This is a genomic window from Shinella sp. HY16, from assembly GCF_028534175.1.
Classification (GTDB): domain Bacteria; phylum Pseudomonadota; class Alphaproteobacteria; order Rhizobiales; family Rhizobiaceae; genus Shinella.
Map to the genome: position 1 here is coordinate 539,645 of NZ_JAHYXL010000001.1, position 25,578 is coordinate 565,222.

The following is a 25,578-nucleotide window of genomic DNA, read 5'->3' on the forward strand; positions in this document are numbered from 1 at the left end:
AAGGTCAGGCATAGACCGCTTCGGCAAGTCGCCGGCAGCCATCGACGAGGTTCGGTTCCTGCAGCAAAGCGCCGCCGACGAGATACATGACGTCCTTGCCGTAGACCGCGCGCATATCAGGCACGCGGGCGAAGTTCACGCCGCCGCCGGGTGTCGGCGCACTCGCTTTCGGCCCACCCGTCCCGGTGCTGCAGGCCTCGGCAATCGACCGGCATTCTTCCCGGGTGAAGCCGAAACGGCCGCCGAAATTCGGAAAGACCACCGCGTCAGCGCCCATCAGCCGGTGTAATGTGCCGTAGAAGGCACGGTGCGAGAAGCCGCAATCCGGCGAAACGACATTCGCGCCGGAAAAGGCGGGGTGCGCGACGATGGGCAGGGAAAAATCCGGATCCGCGGCGAGCGTGCGCGCCACGTCGTAGCCGGCAAGCGCCGGGGCGATCATGACGGCGCCCGCGCCGGCGGCCTCCGCCTCCTTCGCCCGTTCGAGGATCACGCCCGCAGGGCCGGTAATGTTGGGCACGAAGCTCGTGCGCCCGCCGCTCTTGGCATTCGCCTCGCCGACCGCCTCGATGCAGGCCTTCAGCCGCTCGGAGAAGGGCGCGGTCTTCTGATCAACGAGCCCATGATCGTCCTTCACGTAGTGCATGCCGCCGAGCGCGAAATCATGGGCGAGCCGGGCGAGTTCAGCAGTGGAAAGGCCGACGGGCTTGATCGCCGACATGAGGAGCGGCACATCGTCAACCTCGGCGCGTGCGCGCAAGCCCTCAATGCCATGGCGCGGCCCCCCGCAAAGCGAAAGCAGACCTGGTGAGAGGCCGATATCCTCGACCTTGAGGCCTGGTTTGATCGAGCTGTTGCCGAAGACGATGTTGAGGAACTGCAGGAAATCACCCCCGACATCGTCCTCGGAATAGGAGATCGTCGCGAGGAAGCCCGCGCGCCCGTCCGGAGCCTTTTCCAGCGTCTCCAGCCTGCCGAGGATTTCGTCCTCCACATAGCCCTTCGGCACCACGTCGCGCGGGATCTCGACCGTCTGCTCCAGCGCGATGTCGAGCGCCCGCATCCTCGCCTCCGCCGCATCGGCAGCGCGGACGAAATAGCGGACGGTGAAGCGCGGCGCCATCAGAGCGCCTCGGCCTTCTGGGCCGAATGTACATGGTCGAGGCGCACCTCTGCCAGTTCCTCCTCGCCGATATCGAGCGTCTTGCCGAGCAGCGCCTCGATGGCCGCGACGAGCGCGCCGGCATCGAGCCCGTATTTCTGCATGAGATAGGGTTTTGACGCGCCATGGGCGAAAGTATCATTGAGGCCGAGGCGCTTCAGGCGGATGCCCAGCCCTTCCTCGGCAAGGATTTCCGCCACCAGCGAGCCGAGGCCGCCGACGATCGTATGGTTTTCCAGCGTGACGATGCCCTTCTTGCCGCGGGCAGCCTTCAGGAGGCCGTCCCGGTCGAAGGGTTTCAGCGTCGAGGCGTGCAGGTGGTGCACGCCGAGGCCGCGCGTTTCCAGCGGCTGGATCGCACGCAAAACTTCCTCCGTGCAGACGCCGGAGGAGACGACGAGAATGTCGTCGCCTTCCGAAAGCGTGCGCAGCCTGTTGAATTCGAAGGGCGTCGAGAAGAGGCGGGGCACCTCGCCGCGCAGGACGCGCACATAGACCGGCCCGTCGATGCTGTCGGCGACGTCGAGCACGGTCTCGACTTCGGTCGCGTCCCCTGTTTCGAGGATCGTCATGTTCGGCACGGCCCGCAGCACGGCGATGTCCTCGATCGCCTGGTGCGTGATGCCGCCGGGCGTGGTGATGCCGGGCAGAAAGCCCATCAGCCGTACCTTGCGGTTGGAGTAGGCGATGGAATTGATCAGCTGGTCATAGGGCCGGCGGTAGAGAAAGACCGAGAAAGTGTGCAGGAACGGCCGGAACCCCTGCATGGCAAGGCCGCCGGCGAAGGACAGCATGTTCTGCTCCGCCATGCCGAGCGAGAGGAACTGGTCCGGATGCCGGTCGCGAAAACCATCGACCTCGCAGGAAGAGGTGAGATCGGCGGAAAGGCAGAGGACCTCCGGCCTTGCGCTGGCGAAGGCCTCGAATGCCCTGGCATAGGGGCGGTTGACGATTTCGACCATGGTCAGGCCCCTTCCATCGCGTTCACATCGACGCCGAGTTCGGTAGCGAGCGCCGCCTGCATTTCCAGCCGCTCCTCCGCGCTCTTGAAGCGGACATAGTGCAGGCGCGGAAAACGCTTCTTCAGAAAATCCATGCCCTGATAGGGCGAGGTGTTGGCGAGGATGACGAGCGGCTTGCCGGCCTCGGCGCTGTCCGCTGCTGCGCGCAGCGCCCCGAGATCATGGCCATCCACCGAGCGGCAGGTGACGCCGAAGGCGGTGACCCGGGCGGCAAGATCGCCGAGATCGAGCACGGAGGACATCGCTCCGTCGCATTGCTGGCGGTTCACATCGACGATGACACGGATATTGTCGATTCTGTGGTAGCTCGTCGCTGCAAGGCATTCCCAGGTCTGGCCCTCCTGGAATTCGCCATCGGACATGTAGACCCAGACCTTGCCGGGCTCCTTTTTCCGAAGCCGCGCGAAGGCGACGCCCGAGGCCATGGAAAGGCCCTGTGCCAGCGAGCCTGTCGTCACTTCCATGCCGGGGCTGTGCTCGGCGCCGATCATCTCGACCGAACCGCCATCCTTGTTGAAATGGTCGAGTGCATGCTCGTCCATGCGGCCGGTCTCGATCAGCGCGGAATAGATGACGAGCGCATAATGGGCGGGCGAGATGAAGAGGCGGTCGAATTCAGGCCCGATCGGGCCATGGTAGCCGGCGCCGGTGAAGGCATCCGGATTGTGCGCCGAGGGCACGCCGCGGAAGGGCAACGGCACCTTCGGCAGCGTCGGTTCGCCGAGCTTCAAAAACTCGTTGTAGAGCAGGGCCAGGCTCTCGGCGGCCGAGCAGGCCTGGCTGAGATAGCCGCCATTGTTCTTCATCGTGTGGAAGAAGACGCGCCGGCGGATGCCGAGCGCGATGTCCTCGGTGGATTTCTCGTTCGTAAGGCTCATCGTCTCAGCTCCGTTCGGGGAAGAGCGCCTTCAGGCCCTCGGGCGAAGGCGTGGCGATGCCGCGCTCGGTGATGAGGCCGGTGATGAGGCGCGCCGGCGTGACGTCGAAGGCGGGGTTCGCCGCCGGGCTGCCTTCGGGCGAGATGCGCACGCTGGCGATCGAGCCGTCGGCTGCGCGGCCCTGCACGAAGTTCACCTCGTCGCCGGCCCGCTCCTCGATCGGGATTTCCTTGATGCCATCACGCACCGTCCAGTCGATGGTGGGCGAGGGGAGCGCTACATAGAAGGGCACATTGTTGTCGCGCGCGGCGAGCGCCTTCAGATAGGTGCCGATCTTGTTGCAGACGTCGCCGTTCGCCGTGGTGCGGTCGGTGCCCACGATCACCATGTCGACATCGCCGTGCTGCATGAGATGGCCGCCGGCATTGTCAACGATCAGCGTGTGCGGCACGCCGTGACCGTTCATCTCCCAGGCGGTGAGATAGGCGCCCTGGTTGCGCGGCCGCGTCTCGTCGACATAGACGTGGACGGGGATGCCTTCCTCGACAGCCATGTAGATCGGCGCGGTCGCGGTGCCGTAGTCGACGGTGGCCAGCCAGCCGGCGTTGCAATGGGTGAGGATACGCACCGGCTCGCCCGGCTTTTTCTTGGCCGCGATCTTACGGATCACGTCGAGGCCGTTGGCGCCGATGGCGCGGTTGAGCTCGACATCCTCCTCCGCGATCTCCGCCGCGCGCTTGTAGGCGGCGGCCGCGCGTTCGCCTTCCGGCAGCGGACGCAGATGATCGCGCATCGCGTTCAGCGCCCAGCGCAGGTTGATGGCGGTCGGGCGCGTTTCGTTGAGTTCCTCCCAGACGGCGTCGAGATGCGCATCCGACGGGTCCTTCGCCATGGCGATGGCGACGCCGTAGGCGGCGGTGACGCCGATCAGCGGCGCGCCGCGCACCCACATGTCGCGGATCGCCGTGGCAATGTCGGCGACGGTCTTCAGCGTCACGACGCGGAATTCATGCGGCAGCCAACGCTGGTCGATGATGTCGACGGCGCGCCCGTCCTCGTTCAGCCAGATCGTATGGTAGTGGCGTTCTCCGACTTTCACGCGAGAATCTCCTTTTCAAGCCGCTCCACGGTCTCGCGGATGTCGCGAAGGCTGTGGATGCGCTGCCGGTTGACGGCGAGGTGACGCCCGAGTTTCAGCGCCTTGGTTTCGCAGGGCGCGCGGCGATCGGGGTCGGCGATGGTTTCGAAATCGGCGTTGTGGGCAAGGCCGAGGATGCGGCGGTGGATCTCGACACCGGCGAAGCCCAGCATCTCGCACCAGATCTCGTCGATGACGATATTGAGAGCCTGCTCAGCGGCGAGCGGGTCGCCGCGATCCTCGAAGAGGCTTGCCTGATAGAGGATGCCGCGGCGCTCCGTGCGCCAGAGATGGGCGAATTCGGCCCGGAATGTTTCCCAGAGCGTCTCGATCGTGTCGAGCAGGTAGGCGCGCACATCGTCGCGCGCGCCGGGCGCCGTCTCGTGGCCTGCCTGCGAAAAATAGCTCATCCAGAAATTGGCGATCAGCATTCCGACGTCGAAGCTGATCGGGCCGTAGAAGGCGAATTCCGGGTCGATGACCCGTGTTTCGTCATCCGTCACCATGACGGAGCCGGTGTGCAGGTCGCCATGGCAGAGCGTTTCGGCCTTGGCGGAGAAGAGGTGTTTCAGCCGTTGCGCCTCCACCTTGAGGTCGCGGTCGGCGCGCAGCTCCGCGACGATGGGGTCGAGCTGCGGTGTCGTGTGGCGGTTGAGAGCGGCCTCGAAATAGGGATCGGAAAAGACGAGGTTTTCCGTAATGTCGCAGAGTTCGACATTGTCGGAGAACAGCGCGAGATCCGCCTTCTTCTCCCGCGTCGGCATGGAAAGATCCGAGCCGCGGAACAGCGTGCGGGCGGCAAAAAGCCCAAGGTCGCGGCCGATTTTCGGCAGTTGGCGCCCGTCGATCAACGCACGCCTCAGGATAACGTGCGGTGCCAGGTATTCCATGACGATGAGCGCCTGCGCCTCATCGAAGAAGAGGATTTCCGGCACCATGCCCGGATCGCGCGCGGCCTGCCGTGTCAGCGCGTGATACTCGAAGAAAGAGCGCTTCAGCGGCAGCGGCCAGCTTTCGCCGACCAGCCGCACATAGGGCAGCGCCTGCTTGACGATCGCCGCACCCGTATCGCCCGTCACGATGAAGACGAGATTGAGGTTGCCGTCGCCGACCTCCTTGACGGTCCAGCGAGAAAAATCTGCGCCGATCTTTTCCTTCAGGGCAGCGTTGCCGCTCAGCCGATCCGGCAATGTCTCGGCGCTCAGCGCTGCGAAGACCTGGCTTTCCATGTGCTTCTCCTCCTCGGCAGGACACGGCCTCCACTGCCGGTCATCCCCCCGTTCTTGCGCACAGCTAAGGCGGCATTCTGTCAAATGTCAATGGCCTTGACATTTGATGAGAGCCTATCCTAACCTGCCTTCATCGGGAGGAGAGAATGAGCGAACAGGCGGTGTTTCGCATTGGGGGCGTGCGCAAATCCTTTGGGCCGGTAACGGTGCTCCAGGGGGTGGACCTCGACCTCAAGGCCGGCGCGGTGACGGTTTTGATGGGCGCGAACGGCGCCGGCAAATCCACGCTCGTGCGCATCCTTTCCGGCGTCTACACGCGCGACGACGGAGTGATCACGCTTGCCGGCAAGCCCTTCGAACCGGCGACGCCCGCCGAGGCGATCCGCGCCGGCGTCGTCACGGTGCACCAGAACATCAACGATGGCGTCGTCGCCGATCTTGACGTCGCGACGAACCTCACGCTCGACCGGTTGAACGGGCGCGGCGCAAAACTGTTCTTCAATCCGCGCCGGGTGCGCCGCGAGGCCGCGGCTGTCGCTGCCCGCATGGGTCTTGCCATCGATCTTGCGGCCAATATCAACGATCTGACGCTCGCCGACCGCCAGATGGTGGCGATCGCGCGCGCCATGGCGCATGAGCCGAAGGTGCTGATCCTCGACGAACCGACCTCCTCACTTTCCAGTGCCGAGGCCGATCGCCTGTTCGATCTCGTCGACCGGCTGAAGGCACGCGGCGTCGCCATTCTCTACATCTCGCACCGCATGTCGGATATCCGGCGCCTTGCCGACAGCATCCTCTCACTGCGCGACGGCCGTATCACCGGCCGGTTCGAAGGGCCGGAGCTCGATTACGAGGGCGCGGTCGACGCCATGCTCGGGCGCAAGGTCTCGGCCGGCGCGATCGCCGTGCGCGAGGCGGGCGCTCCGGTCTTCGGCGTGCGGGGCCTGAAACTTTCCGAGCAGGCGCGGCCGTTCGATTTCGACCTCGGTGACGGCGAGATCGTCGCTGTCACTGGCCTTGTCGGTGTCGGCAAGACGGCACTCGCCGAAACGCTGTTTGGCGCCCGCGCACCGGCAGCGGGCGAAATGACGCTCGATGGCCGGTCCTACGCGCCGACAAGCACGGGTCAGGCGATTGCCCGCGGCGTCTTCCTTGTCGCCAAGGACCGCGCGATCAGCGGCATCGTGCCCGATTTCAACATCTACGAGAATATCAGCCTGCCGTTCCTGCGCCGGCTCTCGGCCTTCGGCGTCGCGAGCCGACGAGCGGAAAAGGCGAAGGCGCGCCGGCAGATCGATGCGCTCGGCGTCGTCTGCCGCAGCGAGCGCGACGAGATGCAGACGCTGTCGGGCGGCAACCAGCAGAAGGTCATGGTCGGCCGCTGGCTCTCCGAGCCGTCGCGCCTCCTCATCCTCGACGAACCGTTCCAGGGCGTCGACATCGCCGCCCGCCGCGATATCGGCGAGAAGCTGCGCGCCTCGGCCGCCGGCCGCTCCACCATCCTCTTCCTGACCGAACTCGACGAAGCCTTCGAGGTCGCCGACCGCATCCTCGTGATGTCGGAGCAGACCATCGTCGGCGAGCACCGCAACGCCGACATCGACGTCGAGCGGCTGCTCTCCGAGATCGCCGGGCAATTCTATCAACAGGTCAATGCATGATGATGAGTGAAGAGAGCAAATCCGCCGCCACCGGCGCCGTTCCATCGGCGACCCTGAATTTCAGGGAAGCCGCCATCAAATACGGCTTCCTCGTGCTGCTCGCCGGCATGGTGCTCTATTTCTCGCTGGTGACGGGCGGTTTCGCCTCGCCGCAGAGCGCCGTCTTCATCCTGCAGTCCGTGTCGATAACAGGCATCCTCGCGCTCGGCGTCACCGCGACGCTGGTCGTCGGCGGCTTCGACCTTTCCATCGGCTCCGTCGCGACAACGGCGATGATGGCCTCCTCCTATGTCATGGTGGTGATGGGCGGCGACGCGCTGACGGCGACGCTCGCCTGCCTTGCCGTCGGCGTTCTCGTCGGCCTCGTCAACGGCATCATCATCGTCTACATGCGCGTGCCGGATCTGCTCGCCACGCTCGGCATGATGTTCCTCCTGCTCGGTCTCCAGCGCATCCCGACCGAGGGCCGCTCCATCGCGACCGGCATGACGCTGCCGGACGGTTCGACGGCGACAGGCGCCTTCAGCCCGGCCTTCTTGGCGCTCGGCCGCCACCGGTTCGATTTCATCCTGCCCAATCTCGTGCCGGTGTCCGTCGTCGTGCTGATCGTGCTTGCCATCGTCATCTGGTTTTTCCTCGAATACACCCGCTTCGGCCGCATGATGTACGCCGTCGGCTCCAACGAGCGGGCGGCGAGCCTCGCCGGCGCGCCGGTCAATGCCTACAAGATCTCGGCCTATATCATCTCGGGCGTCTTCGCCTCGACCGGTGGCATCTTGCTTGCCGCCCGGCTCGGGCGCGGCGACATCGCCTCCGGCAACAACCTTTTGCTCGACGCCGTCGCCGCCGCCCTGATCGGCTTCGCCGTGCTCGGTGCCGCCAAGCCGAACGCCTTCGGTACCGCCGTCGGCGCGCTTTTTGTCGGCATTCTGCTGCAGGGCCTGACGATGATGAACGCGCCCTATTACACGCAGGATTTCATCAAGGGCGCGGTGCTCGTCATCGCCCTGATCTTCACCTTTGCGCTCTCGAAAAGAGGCAAACGCTGAAACCGCCTGACAGACAATCAAAAGTTCACCAGTGGAGGAGACTGACATGAACCTTACTCGCAGAACCCTGGGCAAGATAACGCTCGGGCTGATGGGCGCGGCGGCTTTCGCCGTGCCGTCCTTTGCCGCCGATATGCCGGCGCCCTTCGACAAGCCCGGCGACGTGAAGATCGCGCTGGTGCGCTATCTTTCGACCGGCGACTTCTTCCAGTCCTATCTTGCCGGCGTGGAGGCGCAGGCCAAGGCGCTGGGCGTCAACCTGCAGGTCTTCGACAGCCGCCAGGACGCCGCCCTCCAGGCCGACATGGTCGACCAGGCGATCGCGCTCGGCGTGCAGGGCATCATCATCCAGCACGGCCTGACCGAATCCATGAAAGAAGCCGCCCAGCGCGCGGTCGATGCCGGCATCAAGGTCGTCGCCTTCGACGTCAACGTCGAGAACGAGAAGATCCCGCAGATCGAACAGTCCGACCGCGACCTCGCCCGCCTTGCCCTCGAGCAGGCGATCAAGGACAACGGCGAGAGCTTCAAGGCCGGCTATGTCTATGTTGCCGGCATCGCGCCGCTCGACCGTCGCGACGAGACCTGGAAGGAATTCAAGGCGAAGTATTCGGGTATCAACGAGGCCGCCCAGTTCGGCACGATGGACAACCCGATCGCCAATTCCGTCGCCAACCAGGCCCGTTCTGTCATCTCCGCCAACCCCGACATAACCGTGATGTTCGCCCCCTATGACGAATTCGCCAAGGGCGTGAAGATCGCCGTCGACGAGGCGGGCCTCTCCTCCAGCGTGAAGATCTACTCCGCCGACATCTCGACCTCCGACATCGCCGCCATGCGCGAATCCGGCTCTGCCTGGGTCGCGACGGCCGCGACGAACCCGGCGGTGGTCGGCCAGGTCTCCGTCCGCTCGCTGGCCATGCTGCTCGCCGGCGAAGACCCGGGCAAGCAGGTCATCGTCCCGCCGACGCTGATCACCCAGAAGGACCTCAACGATCAGGACATCAAGAACATGGAAGAGCTGGGCGTGAAGCTGCCGCAGTTCGCCCACGCGGATGTGGCCATGCCGGCGTGGATGCCGAAGCCCTGAATGCTGAACAGGAGAATGCAAAAGGGGCGGTCCATAGGCCGCCCCTTTTGCATATATATTGAGGAAGGGCGGAGCAGACTGTGTGCGCCGCTCGAAACTCAGCGCATCGCCGCCGCGATATTGCCGCCGTCGACGGTGGTGACGTCGGCGGTCGTGCGCTCGGCGAGGGCGTGGTGCACGAAGGCCCGGGCGACGTCGTCCGCGGTCACCTCGAGGCCGAGCAGGTTGCCGCCCATGTAATCCTTGACGGACAGGCCGCGGGCGGCGGCACGGTTCTCGATCATCTCGTCGTTGAGCAGGCCCGATCGGATGCGGTCGGCGTTGACGGCGTTGACGCGGATGTGGTCGGCTCCGTGTTCCAGTGCGTATTGCCGCGAGAGGAACAGCGTTGCCGCCTTCGGCAGGCCGTAGGCGCCGAACTTCGCGCCCGGATTGACCGCCTGTTTGGAGGCGTTGAACAGCAGCACGCCGCCGGTCTTCTGTGCCTTCATGATGCGCACGGCGTTCTGCGCCACGCTCTGGTGGGCGAAGAAGTTGAGTTCGAAGCTCTTGCGCAGCAGCGCGTCGTCCATCGTGGCGATCGGGCTCTCCCAGGCGGCGCCGGCATTGGAGACGACGATGTCGACGCCGCCGAAGGTGGCGACGGCCTGATCGAAGGCGGCGCGCACGGAGACAGGGTTGGTGATGTCGGCAGAAACGCCGATCGAACCGTTGCCCGCGGCCTTCGCCACCGCAGCGGCCTTCTCGCCGTCGAGGTCGAGCACGACGGCATGCGCGCCCTCCGCCACGAAGGCCTTGACGATCGCAGCACCGATGGCGCCCGCACCGCCGGTAACGAGCACGACCTGGCCGGTGAAGGGTTTTGGTTTGGCGCCGGCAAGTTTTGCCTGTTCCAGCGACCAGTATTCGAGATCGAAGAGGTCCGGCCGGCTCACCGGCTCGAAGCGGCCAACGGCTTCCGCGTCGCGCGCGGCCTCGATCCACATCTCGCCGACATCGACGGCGATCGTCGCATCCTTGTAGGTGCGGCCATGGCCGAACAGGCCAAGGCCCGGCACCAGCGTCAGGCGCGGCATTGGATCGAGCATGATGCGCTTGACGTCGTCGCGGGCGTCGTTGCTGCGGAAATACTCGGTATAGTCGGCTGCAAAGGCGACGACCCGTTCGTCGATCACGGCGCGATAGCCGGCAAGATCGTCCTTCGCCGGGGCCGGCAGCACCATCGGGCCCGTCTTGATGCGGATCGAAAGGTCGGGCGTCGACACGCCGCGGGCGGCCATGTCCGCAACTTGCGTCGCGTTGACGAAATCGAGGATGGCGGGGGAGGCGCGGAAGACACTGACCATGCGGTCGTAGCGGCCTTCGCCCCTGTCGACGGCGACGGCGCCGCGCAGCATCGGCGCGATGTCATTGGCGTCGGCGAGGGCAGCGGGTAGGACGGCTGGTGTGAACGGATTGCGGCCGTTCCGCTTCACATGGTCCTCCGCCAGCGTGACGTAGTGGATCATCCGGTCATAGGCTTCCTTCGCCGTCTCGCCGAAAGTGAAAATGCCGTGCTTGTCGAGGATCAGGCCCTCGACCGTCGGGTCGCGGTCGAATACGTCGGCGGCCGCCTTGGCGAGCGCGAAACCGGGCATGATATAGGGCACAAAGCCCATCTTCTTCCCGAAAAGCGCGGCGCACATTTTCGCGCTTTCCGCCTGGTCGGCGATGGCGAGAATAGCGGTCGAATGGGTGTGGTCGACGAATTTGTGCGGCAGGAAGGCATGCAGCAGCGCCTCCACCGAGGGGTTCGGCGCGGCGGGATCGATGAGGTTGGCGCGCAGCAGCGTCACCATGTCCTCGTCCGAGAGTTTGGCGAGCTTGCGGCTTTTCAGGAGCGGAGTGATCTTCACGGCGGGCAGGCCGGGCGGCTCGATCGTGCCCATGTCCCAGCCGCTGCCCTTGACGCAGAGCACGGCATGGATGTCGCCGACGAGGTCCGTCATCTCCGTCTTTACGGAGGTGTTGCCGCCGCCATGCAGCACGAGCCGCGGCTCGCCGCCGAGCAGCCGCGTCGTGTAGGTGCGCAGTGCCAGGTCCCGGTTGATGCCTTTGGCTGCATAGCCGGCGACGGTCCGTTCCGCCTCGTCGTCGCGCCAGAGATTTTCCATCGTGTTCAGCCTCCCGATAAACCGGCCCGGCCGGCATCGGCGGACCAAAACTTTTGGCTCAAGCCTTGCCGAGCCCTTCGCGGTTCCAGCGATCCAGCACCCGCCGCGCCATCGATGCGGTGACGATGAGATGCGAAGCGAAGCCGCCCTTCAGCGCCGCCATCAGCGGTTCGAATTTACTGTCCTCCTGCACGACGAGCATGCGCTTGCGGATCGCGCGGATGGAAGCGAGGTCGGCGGAGATGCAGCGCCGGTTGTGTTCGCAGTCCATCCACTGGCCGTCGCCGTCGATGAGTTGTCCGGCGATGACGCCGACGGCACCCCGCTCGCCCATCGCATGCATGTCGGCGGCCGAGAGCGCGCCGCATTTGACGAGATGGCTGTCATCCTCGATGCCGCCGACGGAGTAGAGCGCGAGCTGGCAGTCGGAAATCGTCGCGAGCTGCTCCCGGATGACGGGTTCGCCGCGCAGCTCCTCGGCCAGCCGCTCGGAGGACAGCACGAGCGGCGCATAGAAATTAATGCCTTCCGCATTGAGGCGGCGGGCGATTTCCGTGGTGCACTGGTCCGGGCGATAGGAATAGGGCGCGCCGAGATTGCCGCAGAGCTGCACCACGGTGACGCCGCTGAGATCGGCGAAGGGCATGACATCGGCGATGTGATAGACGGTACGGCCCCAGGCGACGCCGATCCGGTCGCCCTTGTTGATGAGCTCGAGGAAGACCGAGGCGGCGACGACGGGCATTTCGGCGGCCGGATCCATGGCCTGCCGGTCTTCCGGCACCAGCCACGCCGTCGTCAGCCCCGTCGCATCCTCCAGCTCGCGGGCGAGGACGTCGTCGGAAAACAGCTCCGTCGATGTGGCGATGGTGACGATGCCCATCTCGCGCGCCTTGCGCAGATACATGGCGATGGAGGCACGGGAGATTTCCAGCTTCTGTGCCACTTCATCCTGCCGCAGCCCATGCGTATAATAGAGCCAGGCGGCCTTGTGGATGATCTGGTCGTTGGCGCGGATGGGCATTGCGGGTCTCTCGCGAAGGGCTTTTGACATTATTCATTGTCGCTGACAAAAGTCAATGCGCTGGAGCGATGCTGCCTGCGTGATGCGTGGAGGCTTGGCAGCGGGTCGGCCTCCGTCACACAGAAACAGCGGAAGGGCGCAGGGCGCTTCCGCTGTTCCGGTCGTATGCGAAAGGGGCGGGCCCCCTTATGCGTTGGTGCCGCCGTCGATGATGTGTTCGGCGCCCGTCACGGAACGGGCCTGAGGGCCTGCCAGCCAGGCGACGAATGCCGCAATGTCGTCCGGGCTGCCATAGCGCGGGATTGCCATCGCCGCGCGCTGGATATCTGCGGTCTCGCCCGTTGCGGGGTTCATGTCCGTGTCGGTGGAGCCCGGATGAATGATGTTGGCGGTGATCCCTCGCGGCCCGAGATCGCGCGCGATGCCGCGGGTGAAGCCTGACAGCGCGGCTTTGCTCAGCGCATAGAGGCTGATGCCCGGCCACGGCACGCGCTGTGCCAGGTTGCTGCCGATGGTGATGATCCGGCCGCCATCGGGCATGTGGGCGATGGCCTGCCGGGTGGCGACAAAGACGGCGCGCACGTTGATGTCGATCGTGCGGTCGAAATCCTCCAGCGTCAGATCGGAGAGGGCGGCGGCCTGGAAGATGCCGGCATTGTTGACGAGGATGTCGATGCGCCCCTCGGCCTTCGCCGTTGCATCGACGGCTGCCGCGACGGCTGCAGCGTCCCTGTTGTCCGCCCTGATGGCGACGGCCTTGCCGCCCGCGGCCTCGATGGCCGCGACGGTGGCCGCGGCTGCCGCCTCCGCGCTGGCATAGGTGAAGGTGACGCGTGCGCCCTCCCGCGCCAGCTGCCGGGCGATCGATGCCCCCATTCCTCTGCTGCCGCCGGTAACGAGAGCGATTTTTCCGTCGAGGTTTGCCATGTCCTACCTTTCTGTGTTGATCGATACATAATTACTGGATCATCTTGCCGAAGCCCGTCAAGTGATTTATTTATCGATCGACACAAAAAGGAGATGAGAATGGCGTTGCGCGGTCGACCCCGGGCTTTCGACAGGGATGCGGCCCTGCGCAGGGCCATGGAGGTGTTCTGGGCGAAGGGCTACGAGCGCACCTCGCTGGCCGACCTGACCGAGGCGATGGGCATCAATTCGCCCAGCCTCTATGCGGCGTTCACCAGCAAGGAAGCGCTGTTCCAGGAGGCGCTGGCGCTCTACTCCACAACGGAGGGCAGCGAGATCTGGGAAGGCGTGCCCGTCGCACCGACCGCGCGTGCGGCCTGTGCGCATCTGCTGCGCGCCACGGCGGAGGCCTTTGCGAGCGATGAGAAGCGCCGCGGCTGCATGGTCGTATTGTCCGCGCCTCAGATGGACGGAGCCAGCCCCTCCATATGCGACACGCTGAAACACCGCCGTGCAGCAACCACGGCCGTGCTGCGGGAGCGCTTGAGACGGGCGGTCGCAGAGGGCGATCTTCCCGCAACCGCCGATGTCGAGGCCATCACAGCCTACATGGTCACCGTGCAGCACGGCCTCTCCATCCAGGCGCGGGATGGCGTATCCCGCGAGACGCTGCTGGCCATTGCCGACTGCGCCATGGCGGGCTGGGAGAATCTCGTCTCCGCCGGTGGCACAGCCGTCAGCGAAGCAGCTTCAGGGAACCCGTCAGGGACTTGATCCATCGGCTTTCGCCGACGAGCCCCAGCCCGTCGATGGTCTCCTCGCCAAGGTCGCGCTCGGGGAAGGTCGCCTCGTAGTCGGCATAGCTGTGCAGCGCGCGCGCAAAGGACGGGAAAGCGACGATGACGCGGCCTGCCTGCCGTGGCAGCGTCTTGGCCAAAAGCGCGCCGATCGTCCGGCTGTCCGCCTGAAGCACCGGTACGGGCATGTTGGAGCTGATGTCGATCGTCGCCTCTTGCCGGTCCGTGAGCCGGCGGCCCCCGAGCGCCGGCATCGCCGCCCCCATGCCGATCGAGACGGCCGCGATCGTGTTGGCGAGATGGCCCGGCGGCAGGTCGGGATTGACGATGATGGCGAGACGGACGTCTTCGAGCATGGCGGCTTTTCTCCTCTGTTGCAGTGCCGGCGAGACTACAGGGGGCGGGCGGGCAGGTTCTTTCTGATATTGCTGAGGAAATCGAAATTGCGGTAGGATCTGCCTTATAAAGCAAATAAGGAGGCAGAATATGCCAGAAACGCTCGCCGCATCGGATGTGAAGATCCTCAAAGCGCTTCAGGAGGACGGGCGCTTGAGCAACCAGGCGCTTTCGGGTGCGGTGGGCATGTCCGCCTCGCCGTGCTGGCGGCGTGTCCGGCAACTGGAGGACGAAGGGGTGATCCAGCGCTATATGGCGGTGCTGGGGCGGCGGGAGATCGGCCTCGGGGTCCTCGCCTTCATCCGCGTCAAGATCGACAGCCATACCGAGGCGGAGGCGGAGGCCTTCGCCAGCGAGGTGATGAAGCTCGATTGCGTCGTCGCCTGCTACAGCATTGCGGGTGATGCGGATTTCCTGCTGCAGGTCGTCTCGCAGGATCTCGACACCTATTCGGACTTCGCCATGAGTGTCGTTCGGCGGCTGCCGGGTATCAAGGAAATGCAGACCACGTTCGTCCTCAAGGAAATCAAGCCGTTCAGTGGCCTGCCGCTACCTGCCGAGGGCGGGCGCCGCGGCCGGTAGGCGTTGCCGGGGCGCGAGTGGTCCCGCGCCCCGGTCCGGGCATGCGTCAGCCTTCGCCTTCGGCCTGCTTGTAGAGCAGGGCCTTCTGGTGGCGCGAGAGGAGGAGCGGAAGGATCGCGACGGCGGCGGCCATGATCCAGAGCGTGATCGAGATCGTGCTCTGGAACAGGATCGAAGGATCACCGCCGCTGATCGCCAGCGCATTGCGCAGGTTCACCTCCATCACATTGCCGAGCACGAAGCCGAGGATGATCGGCGCCATGTCGAAGCCTGCCTTGCGCAGCATCCAGCCGGCAAAACCGATGCCCAGCATCAGGAAGATCGAGAAGACCGAGGCATGGGTGGAATAGACGCCGATGACGGACAGCACGAGGATGCCGGGCACCAGCAGCCAGTTCGGCACGGTCAGAACGCGGGCGAAGATGTTGACCAGCGGCAGGTTGAGCGCGAGCAGGATGAAGTTGCCGACGAAGAGCGAGGCGATGAGGCCACCGACCACTTCCGGCCGCTCGACGAGCAGCATCGGGCCCGGCTGGATGTTGTAGAGCATCAGTGCGCCGAGCATGACGGCGGTCGTTCCCGAGCCGGGCACGCCGAGCGTCAGCATGGGCACGAAGGCGCCCGCCGCGGTCGCGTTGTTGGCGGCCTCCGGCGAGGCGAGGCCCCGCACGTCGCCCTTGCCGAAGGTACCCTCGCGGTCGGAGATGCGCTTTTCCGTCGTGTAGGAGACGGCGCTGGAGACCGAGGCCCCGGTGCCCGGAAGCACGCCGACGATGAAGCCGATAAGCGAGCCGCGCAGGGTCGCGCCCATGCTCTTCACCACGTCGCTCATGCGGGCCGTCATGCGGCCGAGTTCGCGCACCACCGTGACGCCACGGCCCTGATGCTCGAGGATCAGCATCGCCTCGGACACGGAGAACAGGCCGATGACGAGCACGACGAACTCGATGCCGTCGCCGAGTTCCGGCTCGTTGAAGGTGAAGCGGTAGGCGCCCGAGGTGGCGTCGAGGCCGACGGTCGCCAGCATCAGGCCCAGCGTGCAGCCGATCAGCGTCTTCACGGGTTGGCTGCCGACCATGGAGCCGAGGGTGGCGAAGGCGAAGATCATCAGCACGAAGTACTCCGCCGGGCCGAAGCCGATGGCAAGGCCGGACAGCAGCGGCGCGAAGAAGGCAAGGCCGATGACGCCGAGGATGCCGCCGACGAAGGAGGCGATGCCGGAAAGGGCAAGCGCCTCACCGGCGCGGCCCTGCTTGGCCATCGGATAGCCGTCCATCGCGGTCATGACGGCGCCGGCATCACCCGGCACGTTGAGCAGGATCGAGGAGATGCGCCCGCCATATTCCGCCCCGCAATAGACGGCGGCGAGCAGGATCATCGTGCTCTCGGCGGGCAGCCCCATCGTGTAGGCGATGGGCATGAGAAGGGCGATCCCGTTGATCGGGCCGATGGCGGGAAGTGCACCGACCAGCGTGCCGATGAAGCAGCCGATGAAGCCGATCAAGAGGTTCTGGTACGTCAAGGCGACGCCGAAACCCTGCCAGAGATAGTCGAGGTTCATGAAAATGACCTTTCAGTTCGCGGCCGGTCGATCAGCCGAAGAGGGAGCCGGTCGGCAGATAGACCTGGAGCACATAGGCGAAGACCGTCCACCACAGCAGCGTCTGGAGGACACCGCCGATAAGGGCGTGCTTGAGCGGTGCGCCGAAGACGAGCGCCGCGCCGAAGGTCAGGACGAAGGTCGAGCCGGCAAAGCCGAGCGGTTCGAACAGCGCGACCGAGAGCGCGAGGATGGCCGGGATGGCAAGCACGCGCAGCAGCGCCGGCCCCGCCGGGATCGCCTCCACGGTGCCCGGCCAGACGAGATAGAGAAGGCTCAGCCCCGCCAGCAGCGCCGCCAGCATGACCGGAACCGCACGCGGCCCCAGCGGATCCGACGAGAAGGCGTATTCGATGGTTGCGCCTCCGGCGCCATAGGCGATGGCGATGCCGAGAAGGATGAGCGCCGCGATGCGGCTCACGCGCCGGTTTTCGACCGTGTTGGACATGGTGGTCTCCCGTGTTTTCTGAAGGGGTGCCCGGGTCCGGGGCAGGCCGCCCCCGCCGCGAGGATGCGGACGGGGACGGCCGCGCCGCCTTACATGCCGGCTTCCTTGGCGAGCACCTTGAAGCGCTCCACATCCTGCTTGACGCGGGCATCGAAGGCGCTGCCGATCAGGGTGAACTCGAAGAGGCCGCGGGCATCGCGCTCCTTGGCGAATTCCGGCGTCTTGGCCATCGCCTCGAAGGATTTTACCCACCAGTCGTAGTCGGCATCGGAAACATCCTTGCCGACATAGTAGCCGCGCCAGACCGGCCAATCGATCTCGAAGCCCTGTTCGCGGGCGGTCGGCACGCCGGCAAGTTCGCCCGGCAGGCGTTCCGGCGCCATGACGGCGAGGATGCGCACCTTGCCGGCGACGTGGTGCTTGACCATCTCGGCCGCATCGCCAGAGCCGACCTTCACATGGCCGCCTTCCAGCGCCGTCAGCACGGCGCCGCCGCCTTCCAGCGCCACGTAGCGCATGGTCTTCGGATCCTGCTCGGCCGCCTTGGCGATGAGCGAACCCTTCATCCAGTCCTGCGAACCGACGGCGCCGCCACCGGCCACGGCAAAGCCGGCCGGGTCCGCCTTGTAGGCGGCGACGAGTTCCTTCAGCGTCTTGTGCGGCGAATCGGCGGCAACGACGATCACGCCGTAGTCCGCACCGAGCGCACCGAGCCAGCGCACCGCGGTTTCGTCCGGCTGGCCGAACTTGCCCTGGGCGATCAGGAGCGCCGAGCCGGAAGAGGCGGCAGAGATGAGGTTGCCGTCCTTGCCGCGCTTGCCGACGACGTGGTTGTAGGCGACGGCACCGACGCCGCCCTCCATGTAGGTCACCGTCATCGGGGTCGAGATCTGCTTGGATTCCAGCAGGGCATTGGCGGCCAGCCGGCAGGTGAGGTCGAAACCGCCGCCCGGCTTGGCGCCGGCAAGGCATTCCGGCTTGGCGGGCTCGGCGAGGGCCGGCGCCATGGCGGCAAGGCTTGCAAGCGCGGCGCCGGCGAGGAGTTTCGAGATGGATCGGATCATGGTCTGCTTCTCCCGTTGTGGTTTCCGGGGAGGCGATGGGCGCACGAACGGGTGCGCGCTCGCGGTGGTCGCGGCGCGGCGTCGGTCGATACGGGAACTCTCCTCCGGGCAGCCGACACAGTCTCTCCCGTCGGCTGGAGATCCTTCCTACGCCGCTTTCCTGTCACAACGCTGTCATGTCTCGCCCGGCTTGATTGCGCCCCCTTCAGCGTGCCACGCTCACGCGTATGCGTATCCTCCTCGTGGAAGACACCGACGATGTCGGCGAAGCGATCAGCCGTCGCTTCGAACAGATCGGGCACAGCGTCGACTGGCAGGTCGACGGGCTGGCAGCCTCGGAGATTCTCGATTTCACGCCCTACGATCTGGTGATCCTGGATGTGATGCTGCCGGGCCTCGACGGGTTCGAGATTCTGCGCCGCCTGCGCCTGCAGAAAAATCCGGTGCCGGTGCTCGTGCTCACCGCCCGTTCGGAAATCGACGACCGGGTGAGCGCGCTCGATCTCGGCGCGGACGACTATCTCGTGAAACCCTTCGATTTCCGCGAACTGGAGGCGCGGGCCCGCGTGCTGATGCGTCGGCGCTCCGGCGGCGAGCCGACCAACATCATCACCTGCGGCGACGTGGCGCTCGACCGGACGAACCGCAACGTGCGCATCGGCAACCGCGAGATCCAGCTGAAGCGCCGCGAGATGAGCCTTCTGGAGATCCTCGCCTCACGCCCGGGCCGCATCTTCAGCAAGCAGGAACTGCTCGACCACCTGTTCGGTTTCGACGAGGCACCGGACCAGAACGCGATAGAACTCTACGTTGCAAGGCTGCGCAAGAAACTGGAAGGGGCGGAGAGCGTCATCGTCACCGTCCGGGGCCTCGGTTACAAGCTGGTGGCCGGCCCATGAAGACGGAAACCTCGCTCTTCTCACGCCTGCTGCTGCGCGTGGCGCTGGTGCTCTTCCTCGGTGCCGCCGGCATCGTCACGGCGGCCTGGTTCTACGCGGCTGCCGCGGCGGACGAGGCGTTCGACCGCCTGCTGCAGGGCGCCGCCTTCCAGATCGCCGAAAACATGGTGGTGGAAGACGGCGCGCTGGAGATCAACATGCCGTCTTCCGCCTTCGAACTGCTGGGGCTCGCCACCCGCGACCGCATCTTCTACCGCGTCGTCGGAACGGACGGAAAGACATTGACCGGTTACGAGGATCTGCAACCGCCGATAGATCTTGCCGAAAGCCGGCGGGCACCTGTCTTCGTCTCGACACGCTACGGCAATACGGACGTGCGCATGACGATCGGCGCCCGCGCCGTCTCCGACCCCGCGCTGAGCGGCTGGGTCTACATCATCCTCGCGCAGACGACCGAGGCGCGCACGGCGCTCGCCTCGGAGCTGACGGCGCGGGCGGTCATCCTCGTCGCGGTCATGGCCTGCGCCACGCTTTTCGCAACGGCGCTGGCCCTTCGGCTCTCGCTCCGGCCGGTCGTCGACCTGTCGCGGGTGCTGCACGACCGGGAGCCGCAGGACCTGACGCCGCTGGCTGTCGAGGTGCCGCGCGAACTGTCGCCCTTCGTCGGCTCGATCAACTATTTCATGCGGCGGCTGGACGAGCGCATGCGCCTGCTCCATCGCTTCATCGGCGATAGCGCGCACCAGATCCGCACGCCGCTGACGGCCCTGCTTGCCCAGCTCAGCCTCGTCGATGAAAAGGGGCTTTCGAACGAAGGGCGCCACCATCTGGCGCGGGTGCGGGCACGGGTGGAGGAGCTGTCGCACCTGACAAACCAGCTGCTCGGCCACGCCATGGTCATCCATCGTTTCGATTCGGAAAAGCTCGTGCCGATCGATATCAGGGACGTCGCGCGTCGTGCCTTCAAGCGTGCCGTGCCGCTCAGCCTCGATCCCGATATCGTCGCCGCTTTCGAGGCGCCGGACGCACCGGTCATCGTGCTGGGCGATGCGCTCAGCCTGCGCGAGGCCATGGTCAACGTCATCGACAATGCGCTGCGCCACGGCGCCGTCGCCAAGCTCGACGTGCGCGTCTCGGTGACGGGGGAGACGGCGCTTTTCGCCGTCGAAGACGACGGGCCCGGCATCCCGCCGGAACGATGGCCGGAGGTCATCACGCGCTTTGCCTCTTCCCGTTCGGAACGCCATGTCTCCGGCCTTGGCTTCGCCATCGCCGCGGAGGTGGCGAACCTGCTCGGCGGCCATCTGCGCTTCCTTGCCGCCGCCGACGGGCGCGGCTTCACGACCATCATCGAATTGCCGCTTCATCAGGAGGACAGGACATGATCCGCAAGGCGCTTGCCTGCACGCTTCTGGTGCTGCCGTTCCTCCTGCCTCGGGCCGCCGTCGCGGTGGAGGGCGACCGGCAGGTCTTTCCCGCCGCAGCGGAAAAGGCGCGCCTCGTCATCCACGGCGCGACCGACATCGAGGCGATGCGGCCGTTGCTCGAGGATTTCCGGGCGCTTCGTCCGGAGGTGACGCTGGAATATGTCGACTATCTCACCAACGAGCTCTTCCGCGAGGCGAAGGCGTCCTGCGCGAGCGGCGAGCATGCCGCCGATCTTCTCCTGTCCTCTTCGGTGGATCAGCTCGTGCGGCTTGCCAATGACGGCTGCGCGGTGGCGCATCGCACCGGGGAAACGGTGCCGTCCTGGGCTAACTGGCGCGAGGAGGTCTACGGCTTCAGCTTCGAACCGGCCGTGATGGTCTACGACGAGCGGCAGGTGCCGCCGGAGGACGTGCCGCGCAGCCACCACGAGCTCGCCGAACTGCTGCGGCAGAAGTTCGAAACCTATCGCGGCCGGGTTGGCACCTACGATGTGCGCGCCTCCGGCATCGGCTACCTGCTCGCCTATAATGACTCTCGCGTCGCGCCCACCACCTATGGCCGCCTGCTGGAGAGCTTCGGCCGGGCGGAGACGGTCACGCGCTGCTGCAACAACGAGGTGCTGGACGAGTTGCGCCGCGGCAACATCGCGATCGCCTACAACGTGCTCGGTTCCTATGCCTATGCCGCGCATCTGCGCGATCCGCACCTGCGCCTTGTCCTGCCGCGGGACTACACGCTCATCCTCTCCCGCGGCGCTCTGATCCCGGCGACCTCCCGGCAGAAGAGCCTTGCCGGCGCCTTCCTCGATTATCTCCTGTCCGAGCGCGGACAGAAGAAGGCGCGCCAGGCCTCGTTCTATTTCAGCGCCAACGGGCTGCTGCCCTACGGAGTGGACGGTCCGACCTCGCTCATCGATACCGGCATCGGCCGGCCGATCCGCATCGGCCCGGCGCTGCTTGCTGCGCAGGACCAGGCCCAGCACAAGCGCTTCACCGAGGAGTGGATCACCGTCATGGAGGGCAAGCAGCCCTGAGCGGGGCCGCTTCCCCGTAGACGATCAGACGCGTTCGCTCGTGCCGAATTCCAGCGCCTGTTTCAGGTGCTGGCGCAGCAGGGCCTCGGCCCAGTCGAGGTCGCCGTTTTCCACCGCATCGAGAATGGCAAGGTGCTCGCGACAGGACTGCTCGATGCGTTCGGCCGGCAGCTCGAAGAAAGCGGCCGATTCCTGCATGCGGCGCAGGTTGTTCTGGTGGCGGATCGAATCGGTGAGGAACCGGTTGCCGGAAAAGCCGGCAAGGTTCTCATGGAAGAAGGCATTGACGCGGAACCACTCGTCGCTGCCCGAGCGGCTGGCAGGATCGTCGATGATGCGCTCGTGCGAGCGGCGGATCTGCGCGGCGATCTCTTTGTCCACCTTGAAATGCGGCGTGCGCAGTGCCGAGCATTCGACGATGGCGCGAAACTCGTAGCTTTCCCGATAGGCGTCGTCACCGACCAGCGAATCGACGAAGCGCCAGCCATGGCCGGGCAGGCGCTGCGCCAGCCCCTCGGCGGCGAAGCGCATCAGCAGCTTGCGCACGGTGCCGCGCGACACGCCGTAACGCGGCATGAGCTCGGCCTCCGACACGTCTTGCGGCAGGGTATCCTGCGCCCGCTCGCGCAGCATGCGCCGATAGAGGTCCTCGATCGGCGAGACCGGCAGGATTTCGGCAAGGTCGAGCGTCGAGACGTCGCGTGCCACGCGCAGGCCCCGCTTTTCCATCGGCTGCAGCACACCCTTTTCCACGAGCAGGTCGAGCGCGCCCGCTATTGGCGAGCGCGACACGCCGAAGAGCCGCGCCAGTTCCGGCGCGGAAATGCGGGTGCCGACCGTCAGGTCCGCATCGCGGATCCGGTCGATGATCCGGCGGGCCAGATCGAGCTGCAAGATGCTGGGGCCGTCCGTGTGTTCGGCGTCCGAAAGGTCCGTATCGTCCATGGGTCCCTCACTATCATTTGCATTATAGCGTGAACACAACGCAATGCGAATTGATAATTTTTCAAATTTAATGCTTTTCATATCCATAAAATGCATTAAGCTGCAATCAAAGACGGAAACGAGGCAGCGGCATATGGCAGACATCACCCCTTTCCCCCTCATCGAGATCAGCGGTCCGCCGCGGGAGCGCGGTCGCATGTATGGCGAGAAGGCGCGGGATCGTATTCATCTCTCGGCCGGCCTCTACACCGGTCAGCTCCACAAGCTGGGCTTCGACGATGCCAACATCGAACGTCTCGTCACTCTCTTCCTGCCGCGCATCCGCGACTGGGCGCCGGACTTGGTGACGGAGATGGAGGGCATTGCCGAGGGGGCGGGAGTCAGCCTGTCTGCCGTCGTGCTGGTCAACGCGCGCACCGAGGTGCTGCAGCTCGCACGGTTGGAGGCAGGCGTTTCCGACGAGGAGCCGGACGGTTGCACCGGTGCCGTGCTGCTGCCGGAAGTGACGCGCGACGGCACGGTCATCCACGGCCAGAACTGGGACTGGCGCGCCGAATGCGCCGACACGTCCGTAGTGCTGCGCATCCTACGCGATGACGGACCTGATATCCTGACCTTCACCGAGGCGGGCGGTCTCGCCCGCAGCGGCTTCAATTCCGCCGGCATCACGATCACCGCCAACTATCTCGAAAGCGACCGTGACTACCGCGAGATGGGCATTCCGCTGCCCTTCATCCGTCGTCGGGCGCTGGAGGCGCGGCATTTCGCGATGGCGCTGCGCGTCGTCGCCATCACGCCGAAATCCGGTTCGAACAACATGATGCTGAGCACGGCCGAAGGTTATGCGGTCGATCTCGAATGCGCACCGGACGAGGCGTTCCCGATCTATCCGCAGGACGGCGTGATCGTGCATGCCAACCACTGGCAGAGCGCTGTCGCTCTCTCCAAGCTCAAGGAGACCGGTCTGCCCAACGTGCCGGACAGTCTCTACCGCGATCACCGCGTCCTGAAGGTCCTGCGGGAAGGCGGCGGCAAGCTCGGCGTCGACGACCTGAAGCGCGCCTTCTTCGACGATTTCGCCGCGCCCTTCTGCGTCTGCCGCGCGCCGCTCGCCAAGGATGGCGGCAATCTCTCGGCGACGGTCGCGATGATCCTCTGCGAGCCGGCGAAGGGCGTCATGGAGATCGCGCCACTGCCGGCGATCAACCGCACCTTCACGCGCTATGAGCTGGCAATGGACGACGATGCTTTCGCCCGCGCGGCCGGCTCCAAGGATGAAACACTCGGCAGGGGGAAACGATGGTCCGCTTCCTCCTGACCCGCATCGCCACGGCGATCCCCACGCTGTTTCTCGTCTCCATCACCGTCTTTGCGCTGATGCGGGCGATCCCCGGCGACCCTGCGGCGCTGATGCTGGGCGACCTCGCCCAGCCTGGCCAGCTAGAGGCGCTGCGCGCCGAAATGGGCCTCGATCGGCCCATCGCCGTGCAATATCTCTACTGGCTCGGCGACGTGCTGACCGGCGATTTCGGCCAGTCGATCTCGACGCGCCAACCTGTGCTGCCGCTGATGCTGGACCGGTTCTCCGTCTCGGCCACCATCGTCCTCGTGGCCGTCTTCTTCGCGACCTTGATCGCGGTGCCGGCGGGCATGTTCGCGGCCTGGCGGCAGAACCGGGCCGGAGACATCGCCGTCATCGCCACTTCGACGCTGCTGCTCTCCATCCCCAGTTTCTGGCTGGGGCTGATGCTGCTCCTGATCTTCGGCCTGCAGCTCGGCTGGCTGCCTGTTGTCGGCTACGTGCCCTTCAGCCGCGATTTCGGCAGCGCGCTGCTCTACATCATTCTGCCGGTGGTGACGCTGGTTCTGGTGGAATCCGGCTCGATCACCCGCATGGCCCGGGCGAGCACCATCGAGGTGGCGCGGCTGGAATACATCACCCACGCACGGGCCAAGGGGCTTTCCGAGGCGACCGTCATGTGGCGCCACGCCTTCAAGAACGCCTTCGCGCCCACCCTGACGCTGATCGGCCTCGTGCTCGGCAGCCTGCTTGCCAACATCGCCGTCATCGAGACCGTCTTCACCATTCCCGGCCTCGGGCGCCTGCTGGTGGATGGCATCTATGCCCGCGACTATCCCGTCGTGCAGGGCTGCATGCTGTTCACCGCCTTCCTCTACGTGGTGGTCAACCTCCTGGTCGATCTCCTCTATCCGCTTCTCGATCCAAGGGTGACGGCATGATCGCACGGGCATTCGGCCTTCCGGCACTGCGTTTCAACGGCCTGATCGGCATTCTCGTCGTCGGTCTCCTGCTCCTCGTCGCGGTCTTCGGCCCGTTGTTTGCGCCCTATGATCCCCTGAAGCTGGACCTCATGGCGCGCCTCAAAGGCCCGTCCGAGGCGCACCTGCTCGGTGCCGACGAGTTCGGCCGCGATCTCCTCAGCCGGCTGGTCTACGGCGCGCGCACCAGCGCCTGGATCGCCTTCGCCACCGTCGTCTTCGCCATCGTCTTCGGCACGATCCTCGGTGTGCTTGCCGGCTTCCTGCGTGGCTGGACGGATCGCATCCTGATGATGGTCAACGATGCGCTGCTCGCCTTTCCCGGCCTTCTGCTCGCGCTCGGCTTCATGGCGGTGTTCGGCGCCAGCCGCAACGGCATCATCGTGGCCCTCGGCATGGCCTACATGCCCGTCGCCGTGCGTGTGGTGCGCGGCACGGTGCTGTCGATCCGCGAGCGGGAATTCGTCGAGGCTTCGAAGGTGATCGGCAACAGCGGCATCGTCACCATGCTGCGCCATGTGCTGCCCAACTGTCTGGCGCCGATCATGGTGCTGGCGACGACGATGTTCGGCTGGGTGGTCCTGTCGGAAAGCGCGCTCTCCTTCCTCGGCCTCGGTGTGCCGCCACCGGCGCCGAGCTGGGGCAACATGCTCTCAACAGGCCGCCCCTACATCAACCAGGCGCCGCATATCATCATCCTGCCCGGCCTCTGCATCTCCATCACGCTGCTCGGCGTGAACCTGCTCGGCGATGCGGTGCGCGACTGGCTCGACCCCAAGATGCAGGATTGACCC

General features: G+C 65.7%; 24 protein-coding genes. 11 read left to right on the forward strand and 13 right to left on the reverse strand.

The window, feature by feature from the left end:
* Positions 1-4 precede the first annotated feature (4 nt).
* From K0P03_RS02665 to mtnK, 5 genes are read right to left on the reverse strand one after another with little or no spacing between them, the layout of a single operon-like run.
* Entirely contained in the window at positions 5-1,123 is a 1,119-nt protein-coding gene (locus tag K0P03_RS02665; RefSeq protein ID WP_272788826.1) for a RuBisCO large subunit C-terminal-like domain-containing protein, read from the reverse strand.
* A complete protein-coding gene (locus K0P03_RS02670) occupies positions 1,123-2,124 on the reverse strand; it encodes a transketolase family protein (RefSeq protein ID WP_272788827.1) in 1,002 nt (333 codons plus the stop codon). The genes K0P03_RS02665 and K0P03_RS02670 overlap by 1 nt, the downstream gene beginning before the upstream one ends.
* Positions 2,125-2,126: 2 nt before the next feature.
* Positions 2,127-3,062, reverse strand: a complete 936-nt coding sequence (locus K0P03_RS02675) for a transketolase (RefSeq protein WP_272788828.1) — start codon at positions 3,060-3,062, stop codon at positions 2,127-2,129.
* A 4-nt stretch (positions 3,063-3,066) separates the two neighbouring features.
* Positions 3,067-4,161 carry an S-methyl-5-thioribose-1-phosphate isomerase gene (gene mtnA, locus K0P03_RS02680; protein WP_130520581.1) on the reverse strand — a complete coding sequence of 365 codons (1,095 nt, stop codon included), beginning with the start codon at positions 4,159-4,161 and terminating at the stop codon, positions 3,067-3,069.
* Positions 4,158-5,429: an S-methyl-5-thioribose kinase gene (mtnK, locus tag K0P03_RS02685; RefSeq protein WP_272788829.1), complete on the reverse strand. Its 1,272-nt coding sequence runs from the start codon at positions 5,427-5,429 to the stop codon at positions 4,158-4,160. The genes mtnA and mtnK overlap by 4 nt, the downstream gene beginning before the upstream one ends.
* A 146-nt stretch (positions 5,430-5,575) precedes the next feature.
* Between mtnK and K0P03_RS02690 the strand changes: the two genes are divergently transcribed.
* The 3 genes from K0P03_RS02690 to K0P03_RS02700 are packed head-to-tail and all read left to right on the forward strand — an operon-like array spanning position 5,576 to position 9,229.
* The gene (locus K0P03_RS02690) at positions 5,576-7,090 is read left to right on the forward strand and encodes a sugar ABC transporter ATP-binding protein (RefSeq protein ID WP_272788830.1); all 1,515 of its coding nucleotides are present in this window, start codon (positions 5,576-5,578) and stop codon (positions 7,088-7,090) included.
* The gene (locus K0P03_RS02695) at positions 7,090-8,139 is read left to right on the forward strand and encodes an ABC transporter permease (protein WP_272790439.1); all 1,050 of its coding nucleotides are present in this window, start codon (positions 7,090-7,092) and stop codon (positions 8,137-8,139) included. The genes K0P03_RS02690 and K0P03_RS02695 overlap by 1 nt, the downstream gene beginning before the upstream one ends.
* Positions 8,140-8,185: 46 nt before the next feature.
* Entirely contained in the window at positions 8,186-9,229 is a 1,044-nt protein-coding gene (locus tag K0P03_RS02700; RefSeq protein WP_023513568.1) for a substrate-binding domain-containing protein, read from the forward strand.
* Positions 9,230-9,327: 98 nt separating this feature from the next.
* Here the strand turns inward: K0P03_RS02700 and K0P03_RS02705 are convergent, their stop codons facing one another.
* From K0P03_RS02705 to K0P03_RS02715, 3 genes are all read right to left on the reverse strand, one after another.
* Positions 9,328-11,382, reverse strand: a complete 2,055-nt coding sequence (locus K0P03_RS02705; protein ID WP_272788831.1) for a bifunctional aldolase/short-chain dehydrogenase — start codon at positions 11,380-11,382, stop codon at positions 9,328-9,330.
* 58 nt (positions 11,383-11,440) lie between these two features.
* Positions 11,441-12,406 (reverse strand): sugar-binding transcriptional regulator, encoded by a 966-nt coding sequence (locus K0P03_RS02710; protein ID WP_023513566.1) that lies wholly within the window; start codon positions 12,404-12,406, stop codon positions 11,441-11,443.
* A gap of 186 nt (positions 12,407-12,592) precedes the next feature.
* The gene (locus K0P03_RS02715; RefSeq protein ID WP_272788832.1) at positions 12,593-13,333 is read right to left on the reverse strand and encodes an SDR family NAD(P)-dependent oxidoreductase; all 741 of its coding nucleotides are present in this window, start codon (positions 13,331-13,333) and stop codon (positions 12,593-12,595) included.
* A gap of 99 nt (positions 13,334-13,432) precedes the next feature.
* Here K0P03_RS02715 and K0P03_RS02720 point away from each other — a divergent pair, with 99 nt between their 5' ends.
* The gene (locus K0P03_RS02720; protein WP_272788833.1) at positions 13,433-14,086 is read left to right on the forward strand and encodes a TetR/AcrR family transcriptional regulator; all 654 of its coding nucleotides are present in this window, start codon (positions 13,433-13,435) and stop codon (positions 14,084-14,086) included.
* Here the strand turns inward: K0P03_RS02720 and K0P03_RS02725 are convergent.
* Positions 14,049-14,465 (reverse strand): DUF2000 domain-containing protein, encoded by a 417-nt coding sequence (locus tag K0P03_RS02725; protein ID WP_272788834.1) that lies wholly within the window; start codon positions 14,463-14,465, stop codon positions 14,049-14,051. The two genes, K0P03_RS02720 and K0P03_RS02725, sit on opposite strands and share 38 nt — an antisense overlap.
* A 130-nt stretch (positions 14,466-14,595) precedes the next feature.
* On the opposite strand from K0P03_RS02725, the gene K0P03_RS02730 reads away from it, so the two are divergent.
* Positions 14,596-15,087 (forward strand): Lrp/AsnC family transcriptional regulator, encoded by a 492-nt coding sequence (locus K0P03_RS02730; RefSeq protein WP_050745770.1) that lies wholly within the window; start codon positions 14,596-14,598, stop codon positions 15,085-15,087.
* Positions 15,088-15,133: 46 nt separating this feature from the next.
* Here the strand turns inward: K0P03_RS02730 and K0P03_RS02735 are convergent, their stop codons facing one another.
* From K0P03_RS02735 to K0P03_RS02745, 3 genes are all read right to left on the reverse strand, one after another.
* Positions 15,134-16,648 (reverse strand): tripartite tricarboxylate transporter permease, encoded by a 1,515-nt coding sequence (locus K0P03_RS02735; RefSeq protein ID WP_272788835.1) that lies wholly within the window; start codon positions 16,646-16,648, stop codon positions 15,134-15,136.
* 31 nt (positions 16,649-16,679) lie between these two features.
* Positions 16,680-17,135, reverse strand: coding sequence for a tripartite tricarboxylate transporter TctB family protein (locus tag K0P03_RS02740; protein ID WP_023513560.1), 456 nt, complete (start codon positions 17,133-17,135; stop codon positions 16,680-16,682).
* 89 nt (positions 17,136-17,224) lie between these two features.
* Positions 17,225-18,199, reverse strand: coding sequence for a Bug family tripartite tricarboxylate transporter substrate binding protein (locus tag K0P03_RS02745; RefSeq protein WP_023513559.1), 975 nt, complete (start codon positions 18,197-18,199; stop codon positions 17,225-17,227).
* Positions 18,200-18,426: 227 nt separating this feature from the next.
* Here K0P03_RS02745 and K0P03_RS02750 point away from each other — a divergent pair, with 227 nt between their 5' ends.
* The 3 genes from K0P03_RS02750 to K0P03_RS02760 are packed head-to-tail and all read left to right on the forward strand — an operon-like array spanning position 18,427 to position 21,559.
* A complete protein-coding gene (locus K0P03_RS02750) occupies positions 18,427-19,098 on the forward strand; it encodes a response regulator transcription factor (protein WP_023513558.1) in 672 nt (223 codons plus the stop codon).
* Entirely contained in the window at positions 19,095-20,483 is a 1,389-nt protein-coding gene (locus K0P03_RS02755) for a sensor histidine kinase (protein WP_272788836.1), read from the forward strand. Before K0P03_RS02750 ends, K0P03_RS02755 begins: the two co-directional genes overlap by 4 nt.
* Positions 20,480-21,559 (forward strand): ABC transporter substrate-binding protein, encoded by a 1,080-nt coding sequence (locus K0P03_RS02760; protein ID WP_272788837.1) that lies wholly within the window; start codon positions 20,480-20,482, stop codon positions 21,557-21,559. The genes K0P03_RS02755 and K0P03_RS02760 overlap by 4 nt, the downstream gene beginning before the upstream one ends.
* Before the next feature lie 24 nt (positions 21,560-21,583).
* On the opposite strand, the gene K0P03_RS02765 is transcribed toward K0P03_RS02760, so the two are convergent.
* Positions 21,584-22,504: a GntR family transcriptional regulator gene (locus K0P03_RS02765; protein WP_023513555.1), complete on the reverse strand. Its 921-nt coding sequence runs from the start codon at positions 22,502-22,504 to the stop codon at positions 21,584-21,586.
* A 133-nt stretch (positions 22,505-22,637) separates the two neighbouring features.
* Here K0P03_RS02765 and K0P03_RS02770 point away from each other — a divergent pair, with 133 nt between their 5' ends.
* Genes K0P03_RS02770 through K0P03_RS02780 form a run of 3 tightly spaced genes read left to right on the forward strand, consistent with a single transcriptional unit; the run spans position 22,638 to position 25,575 of the window.
* Positions 22,638-23,822: a C45 family autoproteolytic acyltransferase/hydolase gene (locus tag K0P03_RS02770; protein ID WP_272788838.1), complete on the forward strand. Its 1,185-nt coding sequence runs from the start codon at positions 22,638-22,640 to the stop codon at positions 23,820-23,822.
* Complete coding sequence (locus K0P03_RS02775; protein WP_130520609.1) at positions 23,804-24,745, forward strand: ABC transporter permease; 942 nt, start codon at positions 23,804-23,806, stop codon at positions 24,743-24,745. Before K0P03_RS02770 ends, K0P03_RS02775 begins: the two co-directional genes overlap by 19 nt.
* Positions 24,742-25,575, forward strand: coding sequence for an ABC transporter permease (locus K0P03_RS02780; RefSeq protein WP_023516680.1), 834 nt, complete (start codon positions 24,742-24,744; stop codon positions 25,573-25,575). Before K0P03_RS02775 ends, K0P03_RS02780 begins: the two co-directional genes overlap by 4 nt.
* The last annotated feature ends 3 nt before the right edge of the window (positions 25,576-25,578 follow it).

Bases quoted from the DNA above. Each gene is read 5' to 3' on its own strand.
- K0P03_RS02770 (WP_272788838.1), top strand. From the start codon at position 22,638: ATGGCAGACATCACCCCTTTCCCCCTCATCGAGATCAGCGGTCCGCCG.
- K0P03_RS02735 (WP_272788835.1), bottom strand. From the start codon at position 16,648: ATGAACCTCGACTATCTCTGGCAGGGTTTCGGCGTCGCCTTGACGTAC.
- K0P03_RS02710 (WP_023513566.1), bottom strand. From the start codon at position 12,406: ATGCCCATCCGCGCCAACGACCAGATCATCCACAAGGCCGCCTGGCTC.
- K0P03_RS02720 (WP_272788833.1), top strand. From the start codon at position 13,433: ATGGCGTTGCGCGGTCGACCCCGGGCTTTCGACAGGGATGCGGCCCTG.
- K0P03_RS02765 (WP_023513555.1), bottom strand. From the start codon at position 22,504: ATGGACGATACGGACCTTTCGGACGCCGAACACACGGACGGCCCCAGC.
- K0P03_RS02775 (WP_130520609.1), top strand. From the start codon at position 23,804: ATGGTCCGCTTCCTCCTGACCCGCATCGCCACGGCGATCCCCACGCTG.
- K0P03_RS02755 (WP_272788836.1), top strand. From the start codon at position 19,095: ATGAAGACGGAAACCTCGCTCTTCTCACGCCTGCTGCTGCGCGTGGCG.
- K0P03_RS02695 (WP_272790439.1), top strand. From the start codon at position 7,090: ATGATGAGTGAAGAGAGCAAATCCGCCGCCACCGGCGCCGTTCCATCG.
- K0P03_RS02750 (WP_023513558.1), top strand. From the start codon at position 18,427: ATGCGTATCCTCCTCGTGGAAGACACCGACGATGTCGGCGAAGCGATC.
- K0P03_RS02730 (WP_050745770.1), top strand. From the start codon at position 14,596: ATGCCAGAAACGCTCGCCGCATCGGATGTGAAGATCCTCAAAGCGCTT.
- K0P03_RS02740 (WP_023513560.1), bottom strand. From the start codon at position 17,135: ATGTCCAACACGGTCGAAAACCGGCGCGTGAGCCGCATCGCGGCGCTC.
- K0P03_RS02780 (WP_023516680.1), top strand. From the start codon at position 24,742: ATGATCGCACGGGCATTCGGCCTTCCGGCACTGCGTTTCAACGGCCTG.
- K0P03_RS02725 (WP_272788834.1), bottom strand. From the start codon at position 14,465: ATGCTCGAAGACGTCCGTCTCGCCATCATCGTCAATCCCGACCTGCCG.
- K0P03_RS02705 (WP_272788831.1), bottom strand. From the start codon at position 11,382: ATGGAAAATCTCTGGCGCGACGACGAGGCGGAACGGACCGTCGCCGGC.
- K0P03_RS02665 (WP_272788826.1), bottom strand. From the start codon at position 1,123: ATGGCGCCGCGCTTCACCGTCCGCTATTTCGTCCGCGCTGCCGATGCG.
- K0P03_RS02745 (WP_023513559.1), bottom strand. From the start codon at position 18,199: ATGATCCGATCCATCTCGAAACTCCTCGCCGGCGCCGCGCTTGCAAGC.
- K0P03_RS02760 (WP_272788837.1), top strand. From the start codon at position 20,480: ATGATCCGCAAGGCGCTTGCCTGCACGCTTCTGGTGCTGCCGTTCCTC.
- K0P03_RS02670 (WP_272788827.1), bottom strand. From the start codon at position 2,124: ATGGTCGAAATCGTCAACCGCCCCTATGCCAGGGCATTCGAGGCCTTC.
- K0P03_RS02715 (WP_272788832.1), bottom strand. From the start codon at position 13,333: ATGGCAAACCTCGACGGAAAAATCGCTCTCGTTACCGGCGGCAGCAGA.
- mtnK (WP_272788829.1), bottom strand. From the start codon at position 5,429: ATGGAAAGCCAGGTCTTCGCAGCGCTGAGCGCCGAGACATTGCCGGAT.
- K0P03_RS02690 (WP_272788830.1), top strand. From the start codon at position 5,576: ATGAGCGAACAGGCGGTGTTTCGCATTGGGGGCGTGCGCAAATCCTTT.
- K0P03_RS02700 (WP_023513568.1), top strand. From the start codon at position 8,186: ATGAACCTTACTCGCAGAACCCTGGGCAAGATAACGCTCGGGCTGATG.
- K0P03_RS02675 (WP_272788828.1), bottom strand. From the start codon at position 3,062: ATGAGCCTTACGAACGAGAAATCCACCGAGGACATCGCGCTCGGCATC.